This window comes from Polaromonas sp. P1_H6, from assembly GCF_056405195.1.
This window is the reverse complement of sequence record NZ_JBFUCN010000010.1, coordinates 76,457-98,685: the sequence shown is the minus strand read 5'-3', so window position 1 is coordinate 98,685 and position 22,229 is coordinate 76,457. Positions and strand designations below refer to the sequence as shown.

The 22,229-nt window shown below is 65.7% G+C and carries 21 protein-coding genes; 12 read left to right on the top strand and 9 right to left on the bottom strand.

What is annotated here, in order from left to right; genetic code table 11:
• Positions 1 to 24 precede the first annotated feature (24 nt).
• The 5 genes from gsiB to AC1D1F_RS11540 are packed head-to-tail and all read left to right on the top strand — an operon-like array spanning position 25 to position 5,364.
• Positions 25 to 1,575, top strand: a complete 1,551-nt coding sequence (gene gsiB, locus AC1D1F_RS11560; RefSeq protein WP_477676314.1) for a glutathione ABC transporter substrate-binding protein GsiB — start codon at positions 25 to 27, stop codon at positions 1,573 to 1,575.
• A gap of 41 nt (positions 1,576 to 1,616) precedes the next feature.
• Positions 1,617 to 2,537: a glutathione ABC transporter permease GsiC gene (gsiC, locus tag AC1D1F_RS11555; RefSeq protein WP_477654438.1), complete on the top strand. Its 921-nt coding sequence runs from the start codon at positions 1,617 to 1,619 to the stop codon at positions 2,535 to 2,537.
• Positions 2,534 to 3,442, top strand: coding sequence for a glutathione ABC transporter permease GsiD (gene gsiD / locus AC1D1F_RS11550; RefSeq protein ID WP_477676315.1), 909 nt, complete (start codon positions 2,534 to 2,536; stop codon positions 3,440 to 3,442). The genes gsiC and gsiD overlap by 4 nt, the downstream gene beginning before the upstream one ends.
• Before the next feature lie 15 nt (positions 3,443 to 3,457).
• Entirely contained in the window at positions 3,458 to 4,549 is a 1,092-nt protein-coding gene (locus AC1D1F_RS11545) for a DmpA family aminopeptidase (RefSeq protein WP_477696122.1), read from the top strand.
• Positions 4,546 to 5,364, top strand: a complete 819-nt coding sequence (locus tag AC1D1F_RS11540) for a M55 family metallopeptidase (protein ID WP_477676317.1) — start codon at positions 4,546 to 4,548, stop codon at positions 5,362 to 5,364. The genes AC1D1F_RS11545 and AC1D1F_RS11540 overlap by 4 nt, the downstream gene beginning before the upstream one ends.
• A gap of 28 nt (positions 5,365 to 5,392) precedes the next feature.
• Here AC1D1F_RS11540 and AC1D1F_RS11535 read toward each other — a convergent pair whose 3' ends face one another.
• Entirely contained in the window at positions 5,393 to 6,244 is an 852-nt protein-coding gene (locus tag AC1D1F_RS11535; protein WP_477676318.1) for a M14 family zinc carboxypeptidase, read from the bottom strand.
• Positions 6,245 to 6,342: 98 nt separating this feature from the next.
• Here AC1D1F_RS11535 and AC1D1F_RS11530 point away from each other — a divergent pair, with 98 nt between their 5' ends.
• The 3 genes from AC1D1F_RS11530 to AC1D1F_RS11520 all read left to right on the top strand — a co-directional run bounded on the left by AC1D1F_RS11530 (position 6,343) and on the right by AC1D1F_RS11520 (position 9,201).
• Positions 6,343 to 6,861, top strand: a complete 519-nt coding sequence (locus AC1D1F_RS11530; RefSeq protein WP_477676319.1) for a flavin reductase family protein — start codon at positions 6,343 to 6,345, stop codon at positions 6,859 to 6,861.
• Between the two features lie 228 nt (positions 6,862 to 7,089).
• Positions 7,090 to 7,986, top strand: a complete 897-nt coding sequence (locus tag AC1D1F_RS11525) for a DMT family transporter (RefSeq protein WP_477676320.1) — start codon at positions 7,090 to 7,092, stop codon at positions 7,984 to 7,986.
• A 9-nt stretch (positions 7,987 to 7,995) separates the two neighbouring features.
• Positions 7,996 to 9,201, top strand: a complete 1,206-nt coding sequence (locus tag AC1D1F_RS11520; protein WP_477696123.1) for a pyridoxal-phosphate-dependent aminotransferase family protein — start codon at positions 7,996 to 7,998, stop codon at positions 9,199 to 9,201.
• Here the strand turns inward: AC1D1F_RS11520 and AC1D1F_RS11515 are convergent.
• From AC1D1F_RS11515 to AC1D1F_RS11485, 7 genes are read right to left on the bottom strand one after another with little or no spacing between them, the layout of a single operon-like run.
• Entirely contained in the window at positions 9,185 to 9,994 is an 810-nt protein-coding gene (locus AC1D1F_RS11515) for an SDR family NAD(P)-dependent oxidoreductase (RefSeq protein WP_477675204.1), read from the bottom strand. The two genes, AC1D1F_RS11520 and AC1D1F_RS11515, sit on opposite strands and share 17 nt — an antisense overlap.
• A 50-nt stretch (positions 9,995 to 10,044) precedes the next feature.
• Positions 10,045 to 10,788 carry an SDR family NAD(P)-dependent oxidoreductase gene (locus AC1D1F_RS11510; protein ID WP_477675203.1) on the bottom strand — a complete coding sequence of 248 codons (744 nt, stop codon included), beginning with the start codon at positions 10,786 to 10,788 and terminating at the stop codon, positions 10,045 to 10,047.
• A gap of 28 nt (positions 10,789 to 10,816) precedes the next feature.
• Positions 10,817 to 11,746 carry a branched-chain amino acid ABC transporter permease gene (locus AC1D1F_RS11505; RefSeq protein ID WP_477675202.1) on the bottom strand — a complete coding sequence of 310 codons (930 nt, stop codon included), beginning with the start codon at positions 11,744 to 11,746 and terminating at the stop codon, positions 10,817 to 10,819.
• 36 nt (positions 11,747 to 11,782) lie between these two features.
• On the bottom strand, positions 11,783 to 13,135 hold the full coding sequence (locus tag AC1D1F_RS11500) for an ABC transporter substrate-binding protein (protein WP_477675201.1): 1,353 nt from the start codon (positions 13,133 to 13,135) through the stop codon (positions 11,783 to 11,785).
• Positions 13,136 to 13,175: 40 nt separating this feature from the next.
• Positions 13,176 to 14,078, bottom strand: a complete 903-nt coding sequence (locus AC1D1F_RS11495; protein ID WP_477675200.1) for an NAD(P)-dependent oxidoreductase — start codon at positions 14,076 to 14,078, stop codon at positions 13,176 to 13,178.
• Positions 14,079 to 14,103: 25 nt separating this feature from the next.
• The gene (locus tag AC1D1F_RS11490) at positions 14,104 to 16,047 is read right to left on the bottom strand and encodes a bifunctional 5-dehydro-2-deoxygluconokinase/5-dehydro-2-deoxyphosphogluconate aldolase (protein WP_477675199.1); all 1,944 of its coding nucleotides are present in this window, start codon (positions 16,045 to 16,047) and stop codon (positions 14,104 to 14,106) included.
• Entirely contained in the window at positions 16,044 to 16,928 is an 885-nt protein-coding gene (locus AC1D1F_RS11485; RefSeq protein ID WP_477675198.1) for a MurR/RpiR family transcriptional regulator, read from the bottom strand. The genes AC1D1F_RS11490 and AC1D1F_RS11485 overlap by 4 nt, the downstream gene beginning before the upstream one ends.
• A 190-nt stretch (positions 16,929 to 17,118) precedes the next feature.
• On the opposite strand from AC1D1F_RS11485, the gene AC1D1F_RS11480 reads away from it, so the two are divergent.
• The 4 genes from AC1D1F_RS11480 to AC1D1F_RS11465 are packed head-to-tail and all read left to right on the top strand — an operon-like array spanning position 17,119 to position 20,235.
• The gene (locus AC1D1F_RS11480) at positions 17,119 to 18,132 is read left to right on the top strand and encodes a branched-chain amino acid ABC transporter permease (protein ID WP_477675197.1); all 1,014 of its coding nucleotides are present in this window, start codon (positions 17,119 to 17,121) and stop codon (positions 18,130 to 18,132) included.
• Positions 18,129 to 18,872 (top strand): ABC transporter ATP-binding protein, encoded by a 744-nt coding sequence (locus AC1D1F_RS11475; protein ID WP_477675196.1) that lies wholly within the window; start codon positions 18,129 to 18,131, stop codon positions 18,870 to 18,872. The genes AC1D1F_RS11480 and AC1D1F_RS11475 overlap by 4 nt, the downstream gene beginning before the upstream one ends.
• Complete coding sequence (locus AC1D1F_RS11470) at positions 18,869 to 19,600, top strand: ABC transporter ATP-binding protein (protein ID WP_477675195.1); 732 nt, start codon at positions 18,869 to 18,871, stop codon at positions 19,598 to 19,600. Before AC1D1F_RS11475 ends, AC1D1F_RS11470 begins: the two co-directional genes overlap by 4 nt.
• 5 nt (positions 19,601 to 19,605) lie before the next feature.
• Complete coding sequence (locus AC1D1F_RS11465; RefSeq protein WP_477675194.1) at positions 19,606 to 20,235, top strand: ATP-binding cassette domain-containing protein; 630 nt, start codon at positions 19,606 to 19,608, stop codon at positions 20,233 to 20,235.
• Between the two features lie 20 nt (positions 20,236 to 20,255).
• Here the strand turns inward: AC1D1F_RS11465 and AC1D1F_RS11460 are convergent, their stop codons facing one another.
• A complete protein-coding gene (locus AC1D1F_RS11460) occupies positions 20,256 to 22,058 on the bottom strand; it encodes a sigma 54-interacting transcriptional regulator (RefSeq protein ID WP_477675193.1) in 1,803 nt (600 codons plus the stop codon).
• Positions 22,059 to 22,229 lie beyond the last annotated feature (171 nt).

Genomic DNA, 22,229 nt, shown 5'->3' with positions numbered 1-22,229 from the left:
CGTTTCGCCTCAAGGAGTTTTTTCATGAAGAACCGTCTCTCCCCCCTCACCGCCGCACTGGCCGGCCTGATCGGCCTGGCATGCCTTGCCGCCGCGCCGGCCCATGCCGCCAAAGACGTGGTCGTTGCCGTCCAGTCCAATTTCACCAGCACCGATCCGTATGACGCCAACGACACGCTGTCGCAGGCCATGGCCAAATCCTTCTACCAGGGCCTGTACGGTTTCGACAAGGACATGAAGATGGTGCCGGTGCTGGCCGAGAGCCACACCGTCAGCAAAGACGGCCTGGTCTACACCTTCAAGCTGAAGTCCGGCATCAAGTTCCATGACGGCACGCCTTTCAACGCCGAGGCCGTGAAAGCCAATTTCGACCGCGTCACCAACCCCGAGAACAAGCTCAAGCGCTACAACCTCTACAAGAACATCGCCAAGACCGAAGCGATGGACGCCACCACCGCGCGCGTGACGCTCAAGGAGCCCTTCTCGCCTTTCATCAACACACTGGCCCACCCCTCGGGCGTGATGATCTCGCCCACGGCACTGGCCAAGTACGGCAGCAAGGGCATCGCGCAGAACCCCGTGGGCACGGGTCCCTTCAAGTTCGTCGAGTGGAAGGCCACCGACTACCTCAAGGTCGCCAAGTGGGACGGCTACTGGAAGAAAGGCTACCCCAAGGTCGACAGCATCACCTGGCGCCCCGTGGTGGATAACAACACGCGCGCGGCCATGATGCAGACCAACGAAGCGCACTTCGCTTTCCCTATGCCGCCCGAAACGGTGGACAGCCTGTCGAAGAAGCCGAGCCTGGAGGTGACGAGCGCACCGTCCATCATCCATCGCTACCTCTCGATGAACACGCAGCAAAAGCCCTTCGACAACCCGAAGGTGCGTGAAGCCATCAACTACGCGATCAACAAGGAGGCGCTGGTCAAGGTGGCCTTCTCGGGCTACGCGATTCCCGCCGAAGGCGTGGTGCCCCACGGTGTGGAATACGCCGCCAAGCTGGGCCCCTGGCCCTACAACCCGGCCAAGGCGCGCGAGCTGCTGAAGGAAGCCGGTTATCCCAACGGTTTTGAAAGCACCCTGTGGTCGGCCTACAACTACACCACCGCGCAGAAGGTGATCCAGTTCGTGCAGCAGCAGCTGGCCCAGGTCGGCATCAAGGTGCAGGTGCAGGCGCTGGAAGCCGGCCAGCGTGTGGAGCGCGTGGAAAGCGCGCAGGACCCCGCCACGGCTCCGGTGCGCATGTACTACGTGGGCTGGTCCTCGTCCACCGGTGAAGCCGACTGGGCCCTGCGTCCCCTGCTGGCCTCCGAGTCCCTGCCGCCCAAGATGTTCAACACCGCCTACTACAAGAACCCCGAAGTGGACGCCGACATCGCCAAGGCGCTGGTCACCACCAGCGGCGCGGAGAAGGCCAAGCTGTACACCGATGCCCAGCAGCGTATCTGGAAAGACGCGCCCTGGGCCTTCCTGGTGACCGAACGGCTGCTCTCGGTGCGTGCGCGCAACCTGGCCGGCTTCTACGTGATCCCCGACGGCAGCTTCAACTTCGACGAAGTCGAACTCAAGTAATCCCGTCCGCAACAGCCTCCTGACAAAAACGCGCTCACCGCATGACCTACTACCTTCTCAAGCGCCTGCTGGGCCTGCTGCCGACGCTGCTGATCGTGGCCGTGCTGGTGTTCCTGTTCGTGCACCTGCTGCCCGGCGATCCGGCGCGCCTGGCCGCCGGGCCCGACGCGGGACCTGAAACCGTGGAGCTGGTGCGCCGCGACCTGGGACTGGACCTGCCGATACCGCAGCAGTTCGTGCGCTTTTTCAGCCATGCGCTGCAGGGTGACTTCGGCCTGTCCATCCGCACCAAGCGGCCCGTGGCCACGGAGATCTCGGAGCGCTTTGCCCCCACCTTCTGGCTCACCATCGCGGCCATGGGCTGGTCGGTGCTGCTGGGGCTGGTGCTGGGCATGGTGTCGGCGGTGTGGCGCAACCGCTGGCCCGACCGGCTGGGCATGTCGCTGGCGGTCTCGGGCATCTCCTTTCCCTCGTTCGCGCTGGGCATGCTGCTGATGCAGTTCTTTTCGGTGCAACTGGGCTGGCTGCCCACCGTCGGGGCCGATTCGTGGCGGCACTACATCCTGCCGTCCCTCACGCTGGGCGCGGGTGTGGCGGCCGTGATGGCGCGCTTCACGCGCAGCTCCTTCATCGACATCCTCAAGGAAGACTACGTGCGCACGGCGCGCGCCAAGGGCCTGTCCGAAACCGTGGTGGTCGTGAAGCACGCGCTGCGCAACGCGCTGATCCCGGTCGTCACCATGATGGGCCTGCAGTTCGGCTTCCTGCTGGGCGGCTCCATCGTCGTCGAGGTCGTGTTCAACTGGCCCGGCATGGGCCGGCTGCTGGTCGACGCGGTGGAGATGCGGGACTACCCCGTGATCCAGGCGCTGGTGCTGCTGTTCTCGCTCGAATTCATCCTGATCAACCTGGTGGTGGACATGCTCTACGCCATCATCAACCCGACCATCCGTTTCAAGTGAACACCACCGAAACCCCAAGTACCGCCGCCGCGGACGGGCCGCCCGCGGCCCTCGCCGTGCGCACACCCGCCGCCGAGTTCTGGCGGAAATTCAAGAAGCAGCGCGTGGCCCTCGTCGCCGGTGGTTTTGTGCTGCTGCTGGTGCTCGTCGCGGTGCTCGCGCCCTGGCTGAGCCCTTTCGACGCCGAGAACTTCTTCGACTACGACGCCCTGAACACGCCGCCCTCGGCCAAACACTGGTTCGGCGTGGACGCGCTGGGGCGCGACATCTTCAGCCGCATCCTGATGGGTGCGCGCATCTCCCTGGCCGCGGGCCTGGTCTCGGTGGCCGTGGGCGCCGTGATCGGCACGCTGCTGGGACTGCTGGCGGGCTACTATGAAGGCTGGTGGGACCGCATCGTCATGCGCATGTCCGACGTGCTGTTCGCCTTTCCCGGCATCTTGCTGGCCATCGGCATCGTCGCGATCCTGGGCAACGGCATGATCAACGTGATCATGGCCGTGGCCGTCTTCAGCGTGCCGGCGTTTGCGCGCCTGGTGCGCGGCAATGTGCTGTCGCTGAAGCACCAGACCTACATCGAGGCGGTGCGCTCCATAGGCGCGCCCGACTCGGTCATCATGCTGCGGCATTTGCTGCCGGGCACGGTGTCGTCGGTGGTGGTGTACCTGACCATGCGCATAGGCACCTCCATCATCACCGCCGCCAGCCTTTCCTTCCTCGGCCTGGGCGCGCAGCCGCCCACGCCGGAATGGGGCGCCATGCTCAATGAGGCGCGCGCCGACATGCTCAATGCGCCGCACATCGCGCTGTTTCCCAGCCTGGCCATCTTCCTGACCGTGCTGGCGTTCAACCTGCTGGGCGACGGCCTGCGCGATGCGCTGGACCCCAAGATCGACCGCCAGTAAGCGGGGCAAGGTTTCGTGACACCGCGCCACCTGCTGCCCCACATCGGCAGCCTGCCGCACGGGCGGCGCAACGCCATCACCGACGTCGCCGGCGTGACCGTGGGCCATTGCACGCTGGACGCGAACGAGGTGCAAACCGGCGTGACCGTTGTGCGCCCCCATGCCGGCGACCTGTTCCGCGACCGGGTGCCGGCCGCGGCCGTCGTGCTCAACGGCTTCGGCAAGAGCGTGGGCCTGCTTCAGGTCGATGAGCTCGGTGTGCTGGAAACGCCGATTGCGCTCACCAATACCTTTTCGGTCGCCGCCGTGGCCACCGCGCAGATCCGGCAGTGCGTCGCCGCCAATCCCGAAACAGGGCGCGGCCTGTCCACGGTCAACCCGCTGGTGTTTGAGTGCAACGACGGCTTTCTCAACGACATCCAGCACATGGCCGTCACGGAGCAGCACTACCTACAGGCCTGCGGGCGGGCCGGCGTGGACGTCGAGGAAGGTTCGGTCGGCGCGGGCCGCGGCATGTCGAGCTTCGGGCTCAAAGGCGGCGTAGGCACGGCCTCGCGCCGCGTGCCGGCCCCGGGAGGCGGCGAGCACACTGTCGGCGCCCTGGTGCTGGCCAACTACGGCCAGCTGCCGCAACTGGTCCTGGCGGGCCAGGTCCTTGGCGCCCGGCTGGTGGCACATCAGGCACAAACGGCAGAGCCCGAAAAAGGCTCCATCATCCTGCTGATTGCTACCGATGCCCCCCTTGACGCGCGCCAGCTGCGCCGGCTGGCATTGCGCGCCGGCGCCGGGCTGGCCCGCACCGGCTCGGTATTCGGCCACGGCAGCGGCGACATCGCCCTGGCGTTTTCGACCGCCTACACCGTGCCCCAGCAAACCGCCAGGCCCATGCCGGCCGTGGCCATGCTGCACGACGGCTTGATCGACCCGCTGTTCCAGGCGGTTGCCGACAGCACCGAGCAGGCCATCCTCCATGCTTTGTGGCTGGCCCGCGCCGTCACCGGCCGCGACGGCCACCGGCGCAACGCGCTGGCCGACTTGCTGCCCGGCGGGCCCTCTTCATCCCTCTCTCCACTTTCGCCCTCTTCACCTTCACCGGATTCCCCATGAAAGTCCTGATCTCCACCGACATCGAAGGCGTTGCCGGCGTCTTTCACCACGAGCAGGTGCGCGCCGGCAATCCCGAGTACGAACGCGCCCGCCTGCTGATGACGCACGAGGCCAACGCCGCCATCGCCGGCGCCTTCGACGCGGGCGCCACCGAGGTGCTGGTCAACGATTCACACGGTAGTTTTCGCAACATGCCGCCCGAGCTGCTGGATGCGCGCGCCCAGGCCGTCATGGGCAAGCCGCGCTACCTGAGCATGATGGCCGGCGTCGACGACGGCGTGGACGCCGTCTGCATGATCGGCTACCACTCGCGCGCGCAAGGCCGCGGCATTCTGGCGCACACCATCAACAGCTTTGCCTTTGCCCGCGTGTACTTCAACGGCATCGAGCTGGGCGAAGCCGGGATTTACGGCGCGCTGGCCGGCGAGTACGGCGTGCCGGTGGTGATGGCCAGCGGCGACGATGTGTTCATCGAGGAGCACCGCCCGCTGTTTCCGCATGCCGTCTTTGTGCAAACCAAGCGGGCAAGCGGCCAGACCAGCGGCATCAGCCTGTCCCCGGCCCAGGCCTGCGGCGCCATACGCGCCGGCGTTGCCACGGCCTTGGCGCAGTACGGATCAGCCCGCCCTTATGTGCTGAAAGGCCCTGTCGCGGTACGCATCCAGACCCAGTCTCCGGCGCTGGCCGACCTGTTTTGCCAATGGCCGGCCCTGCGCCGGCTGGACGGGGACGAAGTCGGCTTTGATGCGCCGACAGTGGAGGCTGCAGTGCGCATGGTCAACAGCCTGTCGGCCATGTCCAGCATGCTGCGCTAGAAACCTTTTTCGAGGATCAAGAGCCGCTCTAAGGCACGCGCGGCGTGTGTTCCGCGCTCTGCCCCACCCCCCGTTCGCTCATCCAGCGCAGCAGGTCCAGCCACATCTGGCGCATCTCGGCGTCCAGCGGGGTGCGCGTGGAGTTGGGCAGCTCTATGGTCACGACCGGCACGCCTTTGTGGATGCCGCCGTAGTTGCCCAGCGAGCCCGGGAAGATGCCGACCTGGTCCAGGTACAGCCGCCCCAGGCGCGAGGGCGGCACCGAGGGGCCGTCGAAGTCAAGCACGCCGTAAGGCGCATGGATGCTGACGATGAGCTGGGGCTTGAAGCTTTGCATCTGCTCGTGCAGAAAACGCGATTCGGGTTCGGACAGCGGCTTGGGGCCGGGCCAGCGGCGCGGGTCTTTGCCCGTGCGTTTTTCCCAGTAGACCCTGGCGTCGCGTTCCCAGTTGGGGGTCGGGAAATTGCGGTTCAGGTCCACGCCATGCGCGTTGACGCGGCGCGGCGGCCTGGAGAGCACGCCGTCGGGATTGAGCACCGGCACAAAGCGCCAGTGGACCACCTGGGGCGCGTCCTGCGGCGGTTGCGCGGCCAGCCTGATCCAGTGCAGGGCCACCGCGCCCGAGGACAGCTCGTCGCCGTGGATGGCGCCCACCACCAGCACGCGCAGGCTGGCGTTGTCCGGCTTGATGTCGCGCACCCAGAGTGCCTGCCCGTTGACCGAGCGCGCGCCCGAGGGCTGCAGTTGCGCCGCTTCGCAGAGTTCGCGCTTGACGTTCGGGAGTCTGGCCGCGTATTCAACGCAAGGCGAAGCAGCTTGGGCACCACATGCTATGAAATAAGTAGCAAACAGGCAAAGGGCAAGGCGGCGAAACGGCATGCCCGCGAGTTTAACCGGCGCCGCCGCGGCCTGCGCAGCCCGGCCGCCTAGACCCTGGCGCAAACAGGCCTCGCCGGCATCAGTTAAATTAGCCTTCTATGCCGACTCCCGCCACCCCTCGCCAAGCGAGCAGCCCCAGTTTTTCGCAGCGAGAATTCCGGGCGTCGCTGGCGATGTTCGCCACCGGGGTCACCATCGTCACCGCCCGCACGCCGGCCGGCGTGCTGGTGGGCCTGACCGCCAATTCCTTCAACTCGGTGTCGCTGCAACCGCCGCTGGTGCTCTGGAGCCTGGCGCGCGCGGCGGGCTCCATGGCCGCGCTCAGCACCGGCTCACACTATGCGATCAACATCCTCGCGGCCGACCAGAAAGCGCTGGCCGAACGCTTTGCCAGCGGGCGCGCCGACCGCTGGGACGGCGTGGCCCACACCGAAGGCGCCAGCGGCGCGCCGCTGCTGGACGGCGCGGCCGCCCACTTCGAATGCTTCAATCGCAGCCGCTATGAAGAAGGCGACCACGTGATTTTCGTGGGCGAGGTCGAACGCTGCGGCCACCGTGCGGGCGCCTCGCCGCTGCTGTTCCACGGCGGCAAGTTTTATACAGAGCACCCGCTGTAGCGAGCGCAGAGGCGCTGGCCTTGGCCGCGTCCCTTTCGCAGAGCCCCCATCCCAACCTTCCCCCAGTGGGGGAAGGAGCAATAAACGGAATGACCTGATGAATCGAATTCCTGTTGCGTCACTCACCAGCTCTTGCTCCCTCCCCCACTGGGGGAGGGCAGGGGTGGGGGCCAGCGGCGCTCGATCACTTCAAGGCATCCACACCCCGAGTTTCCAGGTCCTTCACCGATGACACGCAAGACGCATCTCGACACCCTCGCCATGTCCCTGCTGCTGGGCTGCTGCCTGTTCTGGGGCCTGCAGCAGGTCCTGATCAAGGCCACGATCAGCGAGATCCCGCCCATGTTCCAGGCCTCGCTGCGCCTCGTCGGCGCCACCGTCCTGCTGTGGCTCTGGTGCCTGTGGCGCAAGATTCCGCTGTTCAGCCGCGACGGCTCACTCAAAGCCGGCCTGCTGGCGGGCGCCCTGTTCGGCGCGGAGTTCGCCTGCATCTATGTGGGCCTGCAGTACACCAGCGCCTCGCGCCTCACGGTGTTTCTGTACACCTCGCCCTTCTGGGTCGCGGCGCTGGTGCCGCTGTGGGTCAAGTCCGAACGGCTGCGCGGCCTGCAATGGGTGGGCCTGCTGTGCGCGTTTGCCGCCGTGGTGTTCGCGCTGCGCGAAGGCTTTACGGGCGACCACGCCTCGACAGCGCGCGGCGACCTGCTGGCGCTGGCCGCCGGCATGCTGTGGGGCCTGACCACGGTGGTGATACGCGCCACCAAACTCGTCAGCATCTCCGCTGAAAAGCTGCTGTTCTACCAGCTGGCCGTGAGCGCTGCCGTGTTCCCCTTCCTGTCGCTCTACCTGGGCGAACAGTGGTCGTGGCACTTCAGCCCCTTCGCCATCACCTCCCTGCTGCTGCAGACGGTGATAGGCGCCTTTGCCAGCTACCTGGCCTGGATGTGGATGCTGGGCCGCTACCCGGCCACCAAAATTTCGGTGTTTGTGTTTTTCACGCCGCTGTTCGCGCTGCTGTTCGGCGCGCTGTGGCTGAAAGAAAGCGTCACCACCGGCCTGCTGGTGGCGCTGGCCACCGTGGCGGCCGGCATCGTGCTCGTCAACCGCAAGCCGTCAGGCGCATAATTTTTCCGCATGACGCCCCACCCACGCATCCCCGGCCACCGATTCCTCCACTCACCCGGCCCCACGCGGGTGCCCGACGAGGTCATGGACGCGATGCGGCGCCAGCCCATGGACCTGGCCGACCCGCGGCTCGATCGTGTGATCCAGGCCTGCGAGACCGGGCTCAAGGCGCTGCTGCAAACCGCCGCGGCCGACGTCTTCATGTATGCCTGCAACGGCCACGGCGCCTGGGAGGCCGTGATCGCCAACCTGCTCGCGCCGGGCCAGCAGGTGCTGATCGCGGGCACCGGGCATTTCTCCGAATCCTGGGCCGTGCAGGCCGAGGCCATGGGCGCGAAAGTCTGGCGCACACCCTGGCGCGAAGGCTACCCGATCGACGTGCCGGCCATCGAAGCCGCCTTGCGCGCCGACACCGCGCATGCCATCGTGGCCGTATTTGTGGTGCACACCGACACCGCCAGCGGCATGACCAGCGACCTCGCCAGGATCCGGCAGGCGCTGGACGCCGCGGCCCACCCTGCGCTGCTGGTGGTGGACGTGGTCGCCTCGCTCGGCGCGGCGCCCTTTGCCATGGATGCGCTGGGCGCCAACGTCGTGCTGGGCGCTTCGCAAAAAGGCCTGATGGTGCCGCCCGGGCTGGCCTTTGTGGCCGCGGACGCCGCCGCGATGAAAGTAGCGGCCGCCAACCCCTCACCGCGCTTCTACTGGGACTGGGCGCGTCGGCAAAGCCCGCTCAGCTACCGCAAGTTCTGCGGCACGCCGCCGCAAAGCCTGCTGTTCGGTCTTGAGGCCGCGCTGGGCCTGATTTTTCACGAGGGCGTTGAGCAAGTCATCGCCCGCCACCGCATGATCGCCGGCGCGGTGCATGCCGCCGTCGAGGCCTGGAGCGAAGGCGGCGCGCTCAGCCTGTTTGTGCGCGAGCCGGCGGCGCGCTCGGTCTCCGTCACCACGGTGTCCGTGGCCGCCGGCATTGACCCCGAAGCCTTGCGCTCAGTCGCGCGCGAGCAGTTCCAGGTCGCCATCGCGGGCGGCCTGGGGCCGCTGGCAGGCCGCAGCTTTCGCATAGGCCACCTGGGTGACATGAATCCGGCGATGATCCTCGGCTGCCTTGCCGGTGTGGAAGCCGCCCTGAGGGTGCAGGGTATTCCGATCGGCAGCGGCGGCGTGCAGCATGCCGTCGCGGCACTAGCGGGCGGGGTTACTGGGACGCGGTAATTCCGCCGTCGAGGTACAGGACTTGCCCCGTGACGAACCGGGATGCAGGTGCTGCAAAAAACACCGCCGCACCGGCCACGTCCTGGGGGTCAGCCACGCGGCCCAGCGGGATACGTTCCAGCACCTGTTTTCGCGTCTCGGGATTTTCCAGCCAGTGGCGCGCCATCTCGGTCTGCACCACCGTGGGCGCAATGCCGTTCACCGTGATGCCATGCGGCGCAAGCTCACTCGCATGCTGGCGTATCAGCATGACCAGGCCGCCCTTGCTGCTGCTGTAGGCCGAGTAGCCACGGCCGCGTAAACCAAGCTGCGCGCGCACCGAGAGCAAATGCACCTGCGCGCCGCCCTTGCCGCCTGCGATCTGGTGTTTGGCTGCCGCCTGCGCCAGAAACATCGCGGCCTTGAGGTTGACCTGCAGCACTTCGTCAAAAGCTTCTTCGGTGACCTCGAGCAAGGCCTGCTCGCGCTGCATGCCGACGCAGTTCACCAGGATGTCGAGGCCGCCCCACCGCGCTGCCACCGCGTCGACGGAGGCCTGCATCTGCGGCACCGAATGCGCGTCCATGGCCAGGCCCATGGCTTCATGTCCCGCCGCCTGCAAGGCCGAGGCCACGGCCTGCGCCTTGGCCTCGTCGCGGCCCGACACCGCCACGCGCGCCCCAGCCATCGCCAGGCCCCAGGCAATCGCCTCGCCAATGCCACCGTAGCCGCCGGGTACGTAAGCGGTTTTGCCGCGCAGGTCGAACAGGCCTGTCAGCGCGGCGCTGAAATCAATTTGAGGTGTGATGCTCATGGATGGCAAATTGTGAGGCGCAAAGCGGGGCGGCGGCGAAAGGGTTTTCCTCAGTCCATCAAAAGGCCACCGTTGAGGTCGATGATCTCGCCCGTGATGAAGCCCGACAGCGGCGAGGCCAGGAAGCGCACCACGTGGGCGAACTCCTCAGGCTCGCAGAAGCGGCCGACCGGGATGTCCTTGAGCAGCTTCTGGCGCTGCTCCTCATTGAGCTGTTCGGTGATCATGGGGGTTTTGACGTAGGCCGGCGCGACAGCGTTGGCCGTGACGCCGAAGGGCGCAAGCTCGCGTGCCAGTGAAAAGGTCAGCGAACTCATCGCGCCCTTGGACACCGAGTACGCCGTGCCCGCCGTCAGCCCCCCGGTCTTGGCCGCCAGGGAACTGGTGTTGACGATGCGGCCGAAGCGCCGCGCCTTCATTGCCGGCACCACCTGCTGCGCGAGGTAAAACGCGCCGTCCAGGTTGGCGCCCAGCACGCGCCGCCACTCGCCGGCTTCGGTGGCTTCGACCTTGTTGTTGGAGAGGATGCCCGCGTTGTTGACCAGGATGTCGACCGGCCCCAAGGCCTTGACGATGAGCGCATGGCCGTCGCTCACGGCGGCGGCATCGCTGATGTCAAACGAGAACGACAAGGCACGCGAGCCCAGTTCATCGGCCAGCGCGCGGTTGCGCTCATGGCTCACATCGACCATCGCGACCTTGCAGCCGTCTTCGAGCAAGGCCTTGACGACGGCCAGGCCCATGGTGCCGGCCGCGCCCGTGACCAGCGCGACTTTGTCTTGAAGCGGTTTCATTCAAATAGCCTTCCGTAAAGACGGGTGATCAAGCATCGAGGACGCTCTTCTTGCCAAACAAACCCCTCGAACGGAAAGTCACGACGGCGATGAACAACAGGTACATAGACATCAGCGACCACTCGGATGCATAGGAGCCCGTGAGACCCACCACCATTCCGACCATGAGCCCGGCAATCACCGCGCCCCACAACGAACCGACGCCGCCCAGCACAATGATCAGGAAGGCCGGCACCACCGCGTCCACGCCCACATGCGGGCGTATGCCCCAGATCGGCGCCATGACCACGCCCGCGATGGCGGCCAGCGCCACGCCCAGGCCGAAGACGAAGAGGCGCAGGCGCGAAAGGTTGATGCCCAGGGCGCGCACCATTTCGCTGTCATGCGCGCCGGCCTTGATGATGGCGCCGTAGGGCGTCTTCTGCAAAAACACCCAGAGCAGCACAATCATCAGGACGGCAAAGCCGCTGGCGAAGAAGCGGTACTTTGAGTAGACCAGGTCCCCCATCAGGAAAGCGCCGGAAATCACCTCCGGCAGCATCAGCTGCTTTTCCGACGAGCCCCACACCAGGCGAATGCCCTCTTCAATCACCAGGGCGGCGCCGAAGGTCAGCAGCAGGCCGTACAGCGGGTCGCGGCCGTAGGTACGCCGCATGCACAGCTCCAGCAGCATGCCGAAGATACCGACAAAAATCGGCGCAAAAACAAGCGCCACGCCGTAACGCGTTCCCAGTGGTAGCGTCATGTACCAGGCCTGCAGGTTGGGAAACATGCCCAATTGCGGCGCGATCAAAAACAGCGCGAAGTACATGCCCAGCGCGAACAACGAGCCGTGCGCGAGGTTGATGGTCTCCATCACCCCCACGATCAGCATGAAGCCCAGCGCGATGAGCGCGAACAGCAGGCCCAGCGAGATGCCGTTGACGAGGTGCGGAATAAGCCGGAGCAGGAAATCCATGTCGGTCTTTGTCAGTCTTTGAGGATCAAGGGCCGGTCAGGCTTCGTAGCTGGGCGTCGCGTCGTAGCTCTCGAGCTTGCAGGCACCCGAGGAATCCTTGTCCATCACGTCCTTGGGATCGGCCTGGGTGAGGATCTTGAAGATATCGTCCTTCTCGGCCGGCTGGTCGTTGTAGCTGGCCATGTAAATCGTCTGCTGGCACTGGTGGGTGACCGGGTCCATCCAGGCGTCGTAGTGCTGCAGGCGGTCGGCGGCGCTCATCTTGCGGCCCTCGAGCTTCTTGATGACCGCGATGTTGTTGGTGGTGCCGGCCTCTTCCACGCAGCGCAGCAGTTCGCGCGTGGCCATGTAGCCGTTGTGGTACACATTGCCCGGCACGCGGATGGCCATGCCCGGGAACTGCTTCTGGTAGGCCGCGACGAATTCCTTCACGCCGGGCAGGTTCAGGCGCCAGTACCAGGTGGTGCCGAAGACGCCGAAGATGGCCTCCGGGCCCAGGCCGTAGACATCGGGCCAGTCCTGCTGGTTGTTGATCCAGGCCATGGTCTGGTTCATCTTGAGCTGCACCACCTGCTGGCGCAGCGCCTTGATGTCATCGCCGCCCACGGCCGTGGCCACCACATTGGGCTTGAGCTGCTGCAGCTTGAGCAGGTAGGACGAGAAGTCGCGCGTGTTCTGCGGCACCAGCAACTCTTCCACGATCTTGCCGCCGTTGGCCTCCACGATGGCGCGCGTTGCCTTGGAGGTGGTGTGGCCCCACACATAGTCGTTGGTCAGCAGCACCCAGTTCTTGCCGCTGGCCTTGATGGCGTTCTTGACGATCGCATTGGAAAAATTGGTGCCATTGCCGTCCCAGACGAACTTGGTGCGGTGGCAGTCCTTGCCGGCCTCAGTCGGGCTGCTGGAGTTGGTGTTGAGGAACACCGTGCCGTATTTCTGCGCCACCTGCGAGATGGCGTTGGACACGCCCGAGTGCACCGCGCCTATCAGGAAGGCCGCCTCGTTGCGCGTGATCATGCGCTCGGCCACACGCGAGCCGGTGGCCGGCGTGGTCTCGGTGTCGATGTGGATGGCCTCGATGCGCCGGCCCAGCACGCCGCCCTTGTCGTTGAACTCCTTGATCGCCATCATGGCGCCCAGCCGCTCCTCGGCGCCCGAGGCCGCGTACAGGCCCGAGGCGTCCATGGTCAGGCCAATGGTCAGCGGCTTCTTCTGGCCGCTCTGCGCCCAGGCGTGGTTGTGTTTCCAGGGGCCCATGAAGGGCGCCGCGCCGTACAGGCCCGCGCCCACCAGCGCCAGGCTGGAGTGCTTGAGCAGCGTTCGGCGCGAAGTGGCCGTGGCCTCGGATTTGGATTCGGGGCTTGTGTCGTTGTTCTTGATGTCGCTCATGGTTTTGTCTCCTGCGTGTGAATGGGTCGAACGGGTTGGCCTAACGGGGAACGATCTTGACGTCGTTGAGTTTTTCCTGTGCTTCGAAAAGGGAGGCGATCAGCTTGTCGCCGAAGCCGGCGTTGCTGGCCTGGATCAGGCTCTGGTGCGTGGCCTCGCCCATAAAGCTGGTGACGGGCAGCATCTCGGCCAGGTGGGTGTAGTAGCGCAGGTCTTTCTGCGCGTTGGCGATGCCGAACTTGAAGCCGGTGACGTCGCCTTCTTTCAGCGTCTTGGTCGCCATCATCTGGAAAATGCCGCAGTTCACGCCGCCGGCCGAGATCACGTCGTAGAGGCGATTCAGGTCCAGCCCGCTTTTGGCCGCGACCGCGAAGGCTTCGGCGATCGAGGCCGCAAAACTCATGGCCATCATGTTGTTGACCAGCTTGAGCACATGGCCGTGGCCTGGCGGGCCGACGTGGAAGATGTTTTCGCAAAAAGCCTTGAGCACCGGCTCCAGCGTCTTGAAGTCTTCAGGCTCGGCGCCCACCATGGTGTTGAGCCGGCCTTCCTCGGCCTCCTTGGGCGTGCGCGCCAGCGGCGCATCGACCAGCTTGATGCCCTTGGCCGCGAGGTCCTTGCGGATGCGGGTGCTGGAGGCCGGCTCTGCCGTGGAGGTGTCGACCACGATCAGGCCTTTGCGGCCGCCGTCCAGCAGGCCGTCCTTGCCGTAGACGATGTCCTCGACCTGGGGCGAGCCCGTGACGCAGATGAACACAATGTCCGATGCCTGCGCGCATTCGGCGTTGGTTTTGGCTTCCTTCGCGCCGGCCGCGATCAGGTCGGCCAGGTTGTCGCGGTTGCGGTTGACCTTGAAGGTCAGGACTAAGCCTTTGGCCAGCAGGTTCTTGGCCATGCCGTGGCCCATCATGCCGATGCCGATAAATCCGATTTTGGGTGTCATGTTGTCTCCGTCTTGTTTCTTGTTTTCAGTTCACGGCTTCAGCCGCACCGGCTGAAGCGCCGCTTCGTTTTCCCGCCCGCGCCTGGTCCCACAGCACGATCAGCCGCGCATAACGCTCGGCAATGTCTTTCACGACCGCCGCGTTGTCCATGGCACCCGAGAACCAGCCGTTTGCGGCATCGGCAAAAATCGAACGCCCCACCGCGAAGCCGCGGCAGATCGCGTGCGGCGCCGCGATGCGAAAGCTCTGGGCTAGTTTTTCCTCGCTGGCTTCCAGGCCCAGCACCAGCACGCCGCGGCAATGCGTGTCATGCTGGTGGATCACCGTGGCGATCTTTTCCCAGGCGGCCGCGCTGGCGGCGGGCGGCAGCTTCCACCAGTCGGGGAAGATGCCGGCCTGGTAAATCTGCTCCAGCGCCAGCGGCACGGTGTCGTCGTCGGAGGGCATGTCCTTGGGCGGAATGACCTCGATGAGGAATTCGTGAAAGCTGTCGACGCTGGCGCGCTGCAGGTCGGCCAGTTTCGCCAGCTGGCTTTCGCGCAGGGCTGGCGTGTCGTGCGGGTGGTAGTACACCAGGCACTTGGCGACGTGCTCGCCGGGCCAGGTGCGCATCGCCGCGCCCAGGCCGGCGCCGGCTTCGAACTGCAGCGGGCGCGAGCCCGGCAGCTCGACCGGCCGCGCCACCCACCAGCCCTTGCCGGTGACCGAAGGAAGCACGTCTTCGCCGAAACGCCCGTCGACGATCACGCCCACACCGGCGCGCTGGCCGGCACCGCGGCGGGCGCCTTCGGCGATCAGGGATTTAAAGACCGGGATGCGTTCCTTGCCCGCGCCGTGGCGCGCGGCAATCTCTTCGAGCTGCATGCGGTGGTCGAAGGCCAGGATGACCAGTTCTTCCCAGCGGCGCGTGCGCGTGCTGGCGCGGTGCAGGTGTTCGAGTTGCGCGTCTTCGCGCAGGCGGCGCGTGGCCGAGCCATGTGCCAGGAAGAACTGCAGCTCTTCCCAGCTCGCCATGGCCGGCGCGCAGCCGTGGCGCGACACGACCAATGCACCGCAGGCATTGGCATAGGCGCAGCAGCGCGTGAGCGGCTCGCCCGGAATCCAGCCGCGCAGAAAACCCGACATAAAGGCATCGCCCGCACCCAGCACGTTGTAGACGTCGACCGGAAAGCCCGGACCTTGCAGGCCTTGCTCAAGCGAATCGGGAATCGCGCCGTCGAACACCACGCAGCCCATGGGGCCGCGCTTGACGACCAGCGTACCGGCCGTCAGTTCGCGCAGGCGGCGCAGGGCGGCCAGCGTGTCGGTGCTGCCGCCGGCGATATGGATTTCTTCCTCGGTGCCGACCACCAGGTCGCATTGGCCGATGATGGTTTGCAGGTGCGCGCTGACCTCGCCCGAAGGCACGAAGCGCTGCTCGCCCATGCCTGGGCTGGTCAGGCCCCAGAGCACGGGTCGGTAGTCGATGTCCAGCACCACGCGTGTGCCCGCGGCCTTGGCCAGCGCCATGGCGCGGGTGCAGCTTTCGTACGTCAGCGGCTGCGACAGGTGGGTCCCGGAAATCAGCAGCGCCTTGGACGAGGCGATAAAGGCCGCGTCGAAATCGTCCGGGCTGATCGCCATGTCGGCGCAGTTGTCGCGGTAAAAAACCAGCGGGAAGGTGTCGCGGTCCTGGATGCCCAGGAAGACCAGCGCGGTCAGGCGCTTGGGGTCGGTGCCCACGTGGCTCACGTCCACGCCCTCGGCCGCCAGGGTTTCACGCACAAAGCGGCCGTTGTGCTCGTCGCCCACGCGGGTCAGCATGGCCGGCTTGAGGCCCAGGCGCGCCACGCCCACGGCGGTGTTGGCGGGTGAGCCGCCCAGGTATTTGCTGAAGCTCTGCATGTCTTCCAGCCGGCCGCCGATTTGTTCGCCATACAGGTCGACGGCGGCGCGGCCCATGCAGATCAAATCCAGCGGACGATTCATGCGGCCCCCTTGCGCGCGGCCTTGGCTGCTACCGGCTTGGTTCTGGTTTTCGCGGCGCCCTGCTCGGCCAGCTGGTGCCCGGTGCTGACCACCAGCGCCTGCGCCAGGCACAGCGGCGCGACCAGCGAACGGAAGGGCTTGGAGGAATCGTCGGCCAGCTCCAGGCAGACCTTGGCATGCGCCTTGAGCGGCGAAATCGGGCCGTCGGTGATGGCGATCACCGAGGCGCCCAGTTTGGCGGCGACGGCGGCAGCCTCGATGACCTCGGGCGAGTAGTTGCGAAAGCTCGCGGCGATCAGCACGTCGCCGGGCGCGATGGAGCGCAGGCTTTCGCGCAGCATGCCGCCGGTGCCGTCGAGCAGGTGCGTGCGCAGTTCAAGCTGGCTCAGTGCATAAGCCAGGTAACCCGCCACCGGAAAAGCGCGGCGCTGGGCCAGCACATGGATGCGCGGCGCCGAGGCCATGAGTTTCACGGCCGCTTTGAGGTCGGCCTGGGCGATGGTTTCTTCGAGGTGGCCGAGCTCGGCCACCGATTCGCCCACCAGCTGGTGCAGCACACCGGCCGGCGCGCGCTCGCCGTTGAGCTGCTTGCGGCGCAGCTGGTCTATGCGTTCGCGGTAGCTGTCGGAACGCTCCAGCAAGTGGCCGCGGAACACCTGCTGCATTTCGGAAAAACCACCATAGCCCAGCGCGTTGGCGAAGCGGATCATGGCCGAAGGCTGCACCTCGGTGGCCTCGGCCACCGTTGCCACCGTGCCCAGGGCCAGGTCGTTGGGCTGCTCGAGCGCGAAGCGCGCGATGCGCTGCAGCTGCTTGGACATGTCCGGGTAAGTCCGGCCAATCAGCGCCTTGAGTTCTTCGTAAGTCGTTGCAGAGTCCATATGTCGTTGCCGCCTCGGGGAATGCGATGGACGGGCCGGGCCTGCGTCGCATCAAATTAGAATAAATGTTCTTGCTTGTTTAAATAATAGAACGTATATTCTGTTCTGTCCAGCCCTTCTTCAGCTTTTCTTTTCCAGCGCCTTATTCCTGTACCCATTCACCCAGAACAAACGAAGAGACAAGGTCCCCATGCAACTCGCCTCCGGCCGCGCGCCGCTGATTCCCCTGCCGATGCTCGCAACCCTGCTGGTGCTGCTGTCCACACCGCTGTGGGTGGGCCGCGTCGGGCTGTACCAATACCTGGCCCTGGAAATCATGATCTGGGTGCTGTTCGCACTGGGCTACAACCTGTTGCTGGGCTTCACCGGACTGCCCTCCTTCGGGCACGGCGCCTTCTTCGGCACGGGCGCCTACGCCTTCGGCCTGCTGCAGCTCAAGGTCTGGCCCAACCTGTGGTTCGACCTGGCCGGCGCGGTGCTGGTCACGGCGGCGCTGGGCGCTCTGGTGGCGCTGTTCATCTCGCACCGGCGCGGCATTTATTACGCGCTGCTCACCATCGCCTTCGGCCAGGTGTTCTGGTTCATCGCCAACAAATGGCATACCGTCACGGGCGGTGAAGACGGGCTGCTCAACATCAAGCGCCTGCCGGCCGATTTCGGTTTTGTGTCTTTCAACCTTTCGGGTAACAACGCCCTCTTTTTCTTTTGCCTGGCGCTGTTCGCGCTGGTGCTGCTGGGCCTGTGGCGCCTGATCCATTCGCCGCTGGGCCGCATCTTCAGCGCCATCAAGCAGAACGAAATGCGCGCGGCCTTTGTGGGCTACAACGTCTGGCTCTACAAATGGCTGGCCTTCACGATCTCCACCGCGGTGGCGGGCCTGGCCGGTGCGCTGTTCGCCATGGCGCAGCAGTCGGCCTACCCCAATGTCATGAGCCTGCACAACTCGGGTTTTGTCGTGATGATGGTGTTGATAGGCGGCGGGCTGGTGAGCTTCTGGGGCCCCGTCATAGGCGCGACCTTCTTTATCCTGGCGCGCGACCTGCTCGGCGCCTACACCGAAACCTGGCTGCTCTGGTACGGCCTGATCTTCATGGCCATGGTGCTGTTCAAGCCCGAAGGCGTCGCCGGCGCATGGCAGGCCTGGAAGGCCAGGCCGCGGCGCAACGCACCAGCCAAACCGGTGCACGCGGGAGGTGCGCTGTGAAGCTCTTCGAGGCCAGCGGCCTTTCCAAACGTTTTGGCGCCCAGGTGGTGCTGCAAGACATCACGCTCAGCTTCGAGGAGGGCCAGCTCAACGGCATCATGGGCCCCAACGGCGCGGGCAAGACCACCTGCTTCAACGTACTGACCGGCCGCTACAAGCCGGATCGCGGCCGCGTGACCTTTGCCGGCGAGGACATCACCGGCCTGTCGCCGCGCGAGATCGCGCGCAAGGGGGTGTCGCGCTCCTTCCAGATCATGAATTTGTTCGACAGCTACACCGCGCTCGACAACGTGCTGGTGGCCACGCCGCATGTGCGCAGGCAGGGCTTCAACCCCTGGCGCGACCTGGGCGCCGACAGCACGGCGCTGCAGCTGGCCGCGGCCATCCTCGAACGCGTGGGCCTCAAGGGCAAGGAGCGCACGCTGGCCAGCAGCCTGTCTTACGGCGAACGCCGCGCGCTGGAGATCGGCGTCGCGCTGGCGGCCGAGCCGCGCATGCTCTTCCTCGACGAGCCCACCGCCGGCCTGGGCGCCGAAGGCACGGCGCGCCTGATGGAGCTGGTGAAAGAACTCAAGCGCCAGCTCACGATTGTGATCATCGAACACGACATGAACTTTCTTTTCAAACTCGCCGATCAGATCTCGGTCATCCACTGGGGCCAGGTCATCAGCCAGGGCACGCCCGACCAGCTGCGGCAAAACGAATGGGTGCGCCGCTCCAACCTGGGAGCGCTGGCATGAGCGCGGTGCTGAAGCCGGCGACCCAGGCGGACATGCTGACTGTGGATCGTATCGACACCTTTTATGGCGAAACGCAGGTGCTGTTCGACGTGTCGCTCAAAGTCGGCGCCGGCGAGGTGGTGGCGCTGCTGGGCCCCAACGGCGCGGGCAAGACCACGCTGCTACGCTCCATCCTGGGCCTGACGCCGCCGCGCAAGGGAAGCATCGCGTTTGATGCGCGCGACATCACACGCATGCCCACGCACGAGATCGCCAAGGCCGGCATGGGCTGGGTGCCCGACGACAGGCGCATCTTCCCGACGCTGACGGTGGCGCGCAACCTCGCCATCGCGCGCAAGGCCACGCGCTTCCGGTCCTGGCACGAGAAAGAGTGTTTTGAGATCTTCAGCGCGCTCGAGTACCTGATGCACCGCGAGTGCGAAAATCTCTCGGGCGGCGAGATGCAGATGGTGGCGATCTCGCGCGCCCTGCTGGGCTCGCCCGGCCTGGTGCTCTTCGACGAGCCCAGCCAGGGCCTGGCGCCCAAGGTGGTGCAGGACGTGATGAAGACCATCAGCCGGCTCAAGGCCGAAGGCATCGCGGTGCTGGTGGTCGAGCAGAACGTGCAAAGCGCGCTGCAGGTGGCCGACCGCGCCTATGTGATGAACCAGGGCGTGATCGTCCACGAGGGCCCCGCGGCCGACCTGCGCAACGACGCCGCCTTGTGCCGGCAGCTTTTGGGAGTCTGACCCGCATGAGCCATCCACTCCATCCACTGTTACGCGTTGAAAACGTCGCCAAGCAATACCAGCGCGGCGTCTTCCGCAAGACCACGACTTTTTCATTGAACGCCGATTTCGAGGTGCACAAGCCCTGCGTGGTCGGCGTCATGGGCCCCAACGGTTCGGGCAAGACCACGCTGTTCGAGCTGATCACCGGCAGCAACCTGCCGAGCGCGGGCCGCGTGCTCGTCAACGGCCAGGACATCCACCAGGTGCGCACGCGTGAGCGTGACCGGCTGGCGATCCACTACCACCAGTCCTACCAGGTACGGTCCTTCCAGAAGACCAAGCCCGACTTCATGCTGGCGCACGCGCAAAGCGATTCGCCGCTGGTGCACCTGTTCGATGAGCCACAGTTCAACACGCAGGACGGCTACATCGGCTTCATGCTGGACTTCTTCGCCAAACTCAAGGCCAACGGCCGGCTGGTGTTTTTATGCCTGCACCCGAACGAGCCCTACCACGTCGACATCCTGCGGCAATGCTGCGAGCGCTTTATCTTTGTGCAGAAGGGCGCGATCAGTGAAGCGCCGGACTTCGATACGCTGGCGCGCGACGAGAAGGTCAGGGCTTACCTGGGGGCGCTGGCGCCGGCGGTTTGATCCACGGCGCCGCAAGCAGCTCAAATCAGGCTGTGCTTCCTGGCCCGGTAGGCCAGCTTCGCGCGCGTGGTGTTGAGCCGCCGCGCCGCCGCCGAAAGATTTCCCTGGCAGGCGGAGATGGCGTGTTCCAGCGTGTCGCGCTCGGTTTGCTCCAGGGACTGCGGCGTGCCGGTGGCGCCCGCTGGCACGGGATTCGCGCAGGCCTGTGCCCCATCGAAGTTCAAGGTGCCTGAACTGCCCTGCAGCCGCAAGGTCATGACCTCGGTGCTCAGGGTCTCGCCGCCGGTAAACAGGTGGTGCACGTCGATCAAGCCGTCGGCATCGGCCATGATCACGGCGCGCTCGATCAGGTTTTGCAATTCACGTATGTTGCCGGGAAAACCGTAGTTCAGCAGCGTGCGCACCGAGGCCTGCGTGAAGCCGCCGGTGTTGCAGCCGTGCTTGCGCCGGTAGTGGTTCAGGAAATGGTTCATCAGCAGGGGAATGTCGTCGCGCCGTTCGCGCAGCGGCGGCAGATGGATGGGGAACACATTGAGCCGGAAGAACAGGTCTTCGCGGAACCGGCCTTCGCGCACGGCCTGGCGCAAATCCTCATTGGTGGCGGCCACCACACGCACGTCGACCGCGATGCCGCGCGTGCCGCCCACGCGCTCGACCTCGCCCTCCTGCAGGGCGCGCAGCAGCTTGCCCTGGGCCACAAAACTCAGCATGCCGATTTCGTCCAGGAACAGGGTGCCGCCGCTGGCCCGCTCAAAGCGGCCCGGCCGCGAATGGCTGGCCCCGGTGTAGGCGCCGCGCTCCACGCCGAACAGCTCGGACTCGATCAGGGTTTCCGGGATGGCCGCGCAGTTCACCGCGATAAACGGCTGGTCTTTGCGCGGGCTGATCCTGTGCAGCATGCTGGCGAACTTTTCTTTGCCCACACCCGACTCCCCCGTGAACAGCACGGTGGCGGTGGTGCGTGCCACCCGGCTCAGCTGGTGGCAGGCCGCGTTGAAGGCGGATGAGGCCCCCACCATCGCGTCGCCGGCCGGCACGTCGCTGGTCGCCAGGTCGGCCGGCCCCGCTTCGCTGCGTGCATAGGCCGCGGTGTCGACAAACTCCCGGGCGTTCAGGTAGCGCATGTCTTCTTCAATGTTGTCCCACTTGTCGGCGGACTTGCCGACCACCCGGCATTGCGCCTGGCCCATGGACCGGCACATGGTTTCCCGGAAAACGATGAGGCGGCCGAACAGCGTGCTGACATAGCCCGTGGCATAGCCCACCTGCATCCAGCAGGCCGGGGAGCCGCCTATGCCGTAGGCGGCGATGTGTTCATCGTCCTCGCTGGAGTTGTGCCAGATGAATTCGCCCTCATAGCCGCTGGTGTCCGGGTCGTAGGTCACGCTGACCAGCTCCACCTTCACTACGCCCTCGAGCGCGTGCAGGCGCGTGCCGGCCATGGCGGCCGCCGGCGGGTCGGCGTCGGGCCAGTGCTTGCGCACCAGCTGGGCATCGCGGGCGCCGCTGACGTAACCGGCGCGGGTGAACAGGCCGCGGGCTTTTTCGATGCCCAGGCTGTCGATCATTTCGCGGCGCATGGACCCCAGCGCCTCGGTGTGCAGCAGCACCATGCGCTGGTCCTGCAGCCAGATGCGCCCGTCGCCCGGTGAAAAGAACAGGCATTCGCTGATGTCGGCGATCGTCGGGTGCGTGTCGCCGCCTATGTGCGTGCTGGCAAACCCGCCCAGGGCCTTGGCCACCGACGCGCTGTCGAAGCTGCCCAGCGCGACCCCGGTGGCGCGGGCCACTTCGGCCAGGGAAATGCGATCGGATACGCGCATGGCCTTGCTCCTCGATTTGATGGATTTGATCAATTGGTGAAATTTGATTCAACTTTATAACTAGTTGATCAAGAAAACATGGGGGATTTCCATGTGCTGCGCCGCAGCAAACACACCTAGGGTATGTCCCGGTTTTCCCAGTGAAAAAGCTTTGGGTGCAGCGCAGCAAGC

Bases quoted from the DNA above. Each gene is read 5' to 3' on its own strand.
- gsiB (WP_477676314.1), top strand. From the start codon at position 25: ATGAAGAACCGTCTCTCCCCCCTCACCGCCGCACTGGCCGGCCTGATC.
- gsiC (WP_477654438.1), top strand. From the start codon at position 1,617: ATGACCTACTACCTTCTCAAGCGCCTGCTGGGCCTGCTGCCGACGCTG.
- AC1D1F_RS11540 (WP_477676317.1), top strand. From the start codon at position 4,546: ATGAAAGTCCTGATCTCCACCGACATCGAAGGCGTTGCCGGCGTCTTT.
- AC1D1F_RS11535 (WP_477676318.1), bottom strand. From the start codon at position 6,244: ATGCCGTTTCGCCGCCTTGCCCTTTGCCTGTTTGCTACTTATTTCATA.
- AC1D1F_RS11530 (WP_477676319.1), top strand. From the start codon at position 6,343: ATGCCGACTCCCGCCACCCCTCGCCAAGCGAGCAGCCCCAGTTTTTCG.
- AC1D1F_RS11525 (WP_477676320.1), top strand. From the start codon at position 7,090: ATGACACGCAAGACGCATCTCGACACCCTCGCCATGTCCCTGCTGCTG.
- AC1D1F_RS11520 (WP_477696123.1), top strand. From the start codon at position 7,996: ATGACGCCCCACCCACGCATCCCCGGCCACCGATTCCTCCACTCACCC.
- AC1D1F_RS11515 (WP_477675204.1), bottom strand. From the start codon at position 9,994: ATGAGCATCACACCTCAAATTGATTTCAGCGCCGCGCTGACAGGCCTG.
- AC1D1F_RS11510 (WP_477675203.1), bottom strand. From the start codon at position 10,788: ATGAAACCGCTTCAAGACAAAGTCGCGCTGGTCACGGGCGCGGCCGGC.
- AC1D1F_RS11505 (WP_477675202.1), bottom strand. From the start codon at position 11,746: ATGGATTTCCTGCTCCGGCTTATTCCGCACCTCGTCAACGGCATCTCG.
- AC1D1F_RS11500 (WP_477675201.1), bottom strand. From the start codon at position 13,135: ATGAGCGACATCAAGAACAACGACACAAGCCCCGAATCCAAATCCGAG.
- AC1D1F_RS11495 (WP_477675200.1), bottom strand. From the start codon at position 14,078: ATGACACCCAAAATCGGATTTATCGGCATCGGCATGATGGGCCACGGC.
- AC1D1F_RS11490 (WP_477675199.1), bottom strand. From the start codon at position 16,047: ATGAATCGTCCGCTGGATTTGATCTGCATGGGCCGCGCCGCCGTCGAC.
- AC1D1F_RS11485 (WP_477675198.1), bottom strand. From the start codon at position 16,928: ATGGACTCTGCAACGACTTACGAAGAACTCAAGGCGCTGATTGGCCGG.
- AC1D1F_RS11480 (WP_477675197.1), top strand. From the start codon at position 17,119: ATGCAACTCGCCTCCGGCCGCGCGCCGCTGATTCCCCTGCCGATGCTC.
- AC1D1F_RS11470 (WP_477675195.1), top strand. From the start codon at position 18,869: ATGAGCGCGGTGCTGAAGCCGGCGACCCAGGCGGACATGCTGACTGTG.
- AC1D1F_RS11465 (WP_477675194.1), top strand. From the start codon at position 19,606: ATGAGCCATCCACTCCATCCACTGTTACGCGTTGAAAACGTCGCCAAG.
- AC1D1F_RS11460 (WP_477675193.1), bottom strand. From the start codon at position 22,058: ATGCGCGTATCCGATCGCATTTCCCTGGCCGAAGTGGCCCGCGCCACC.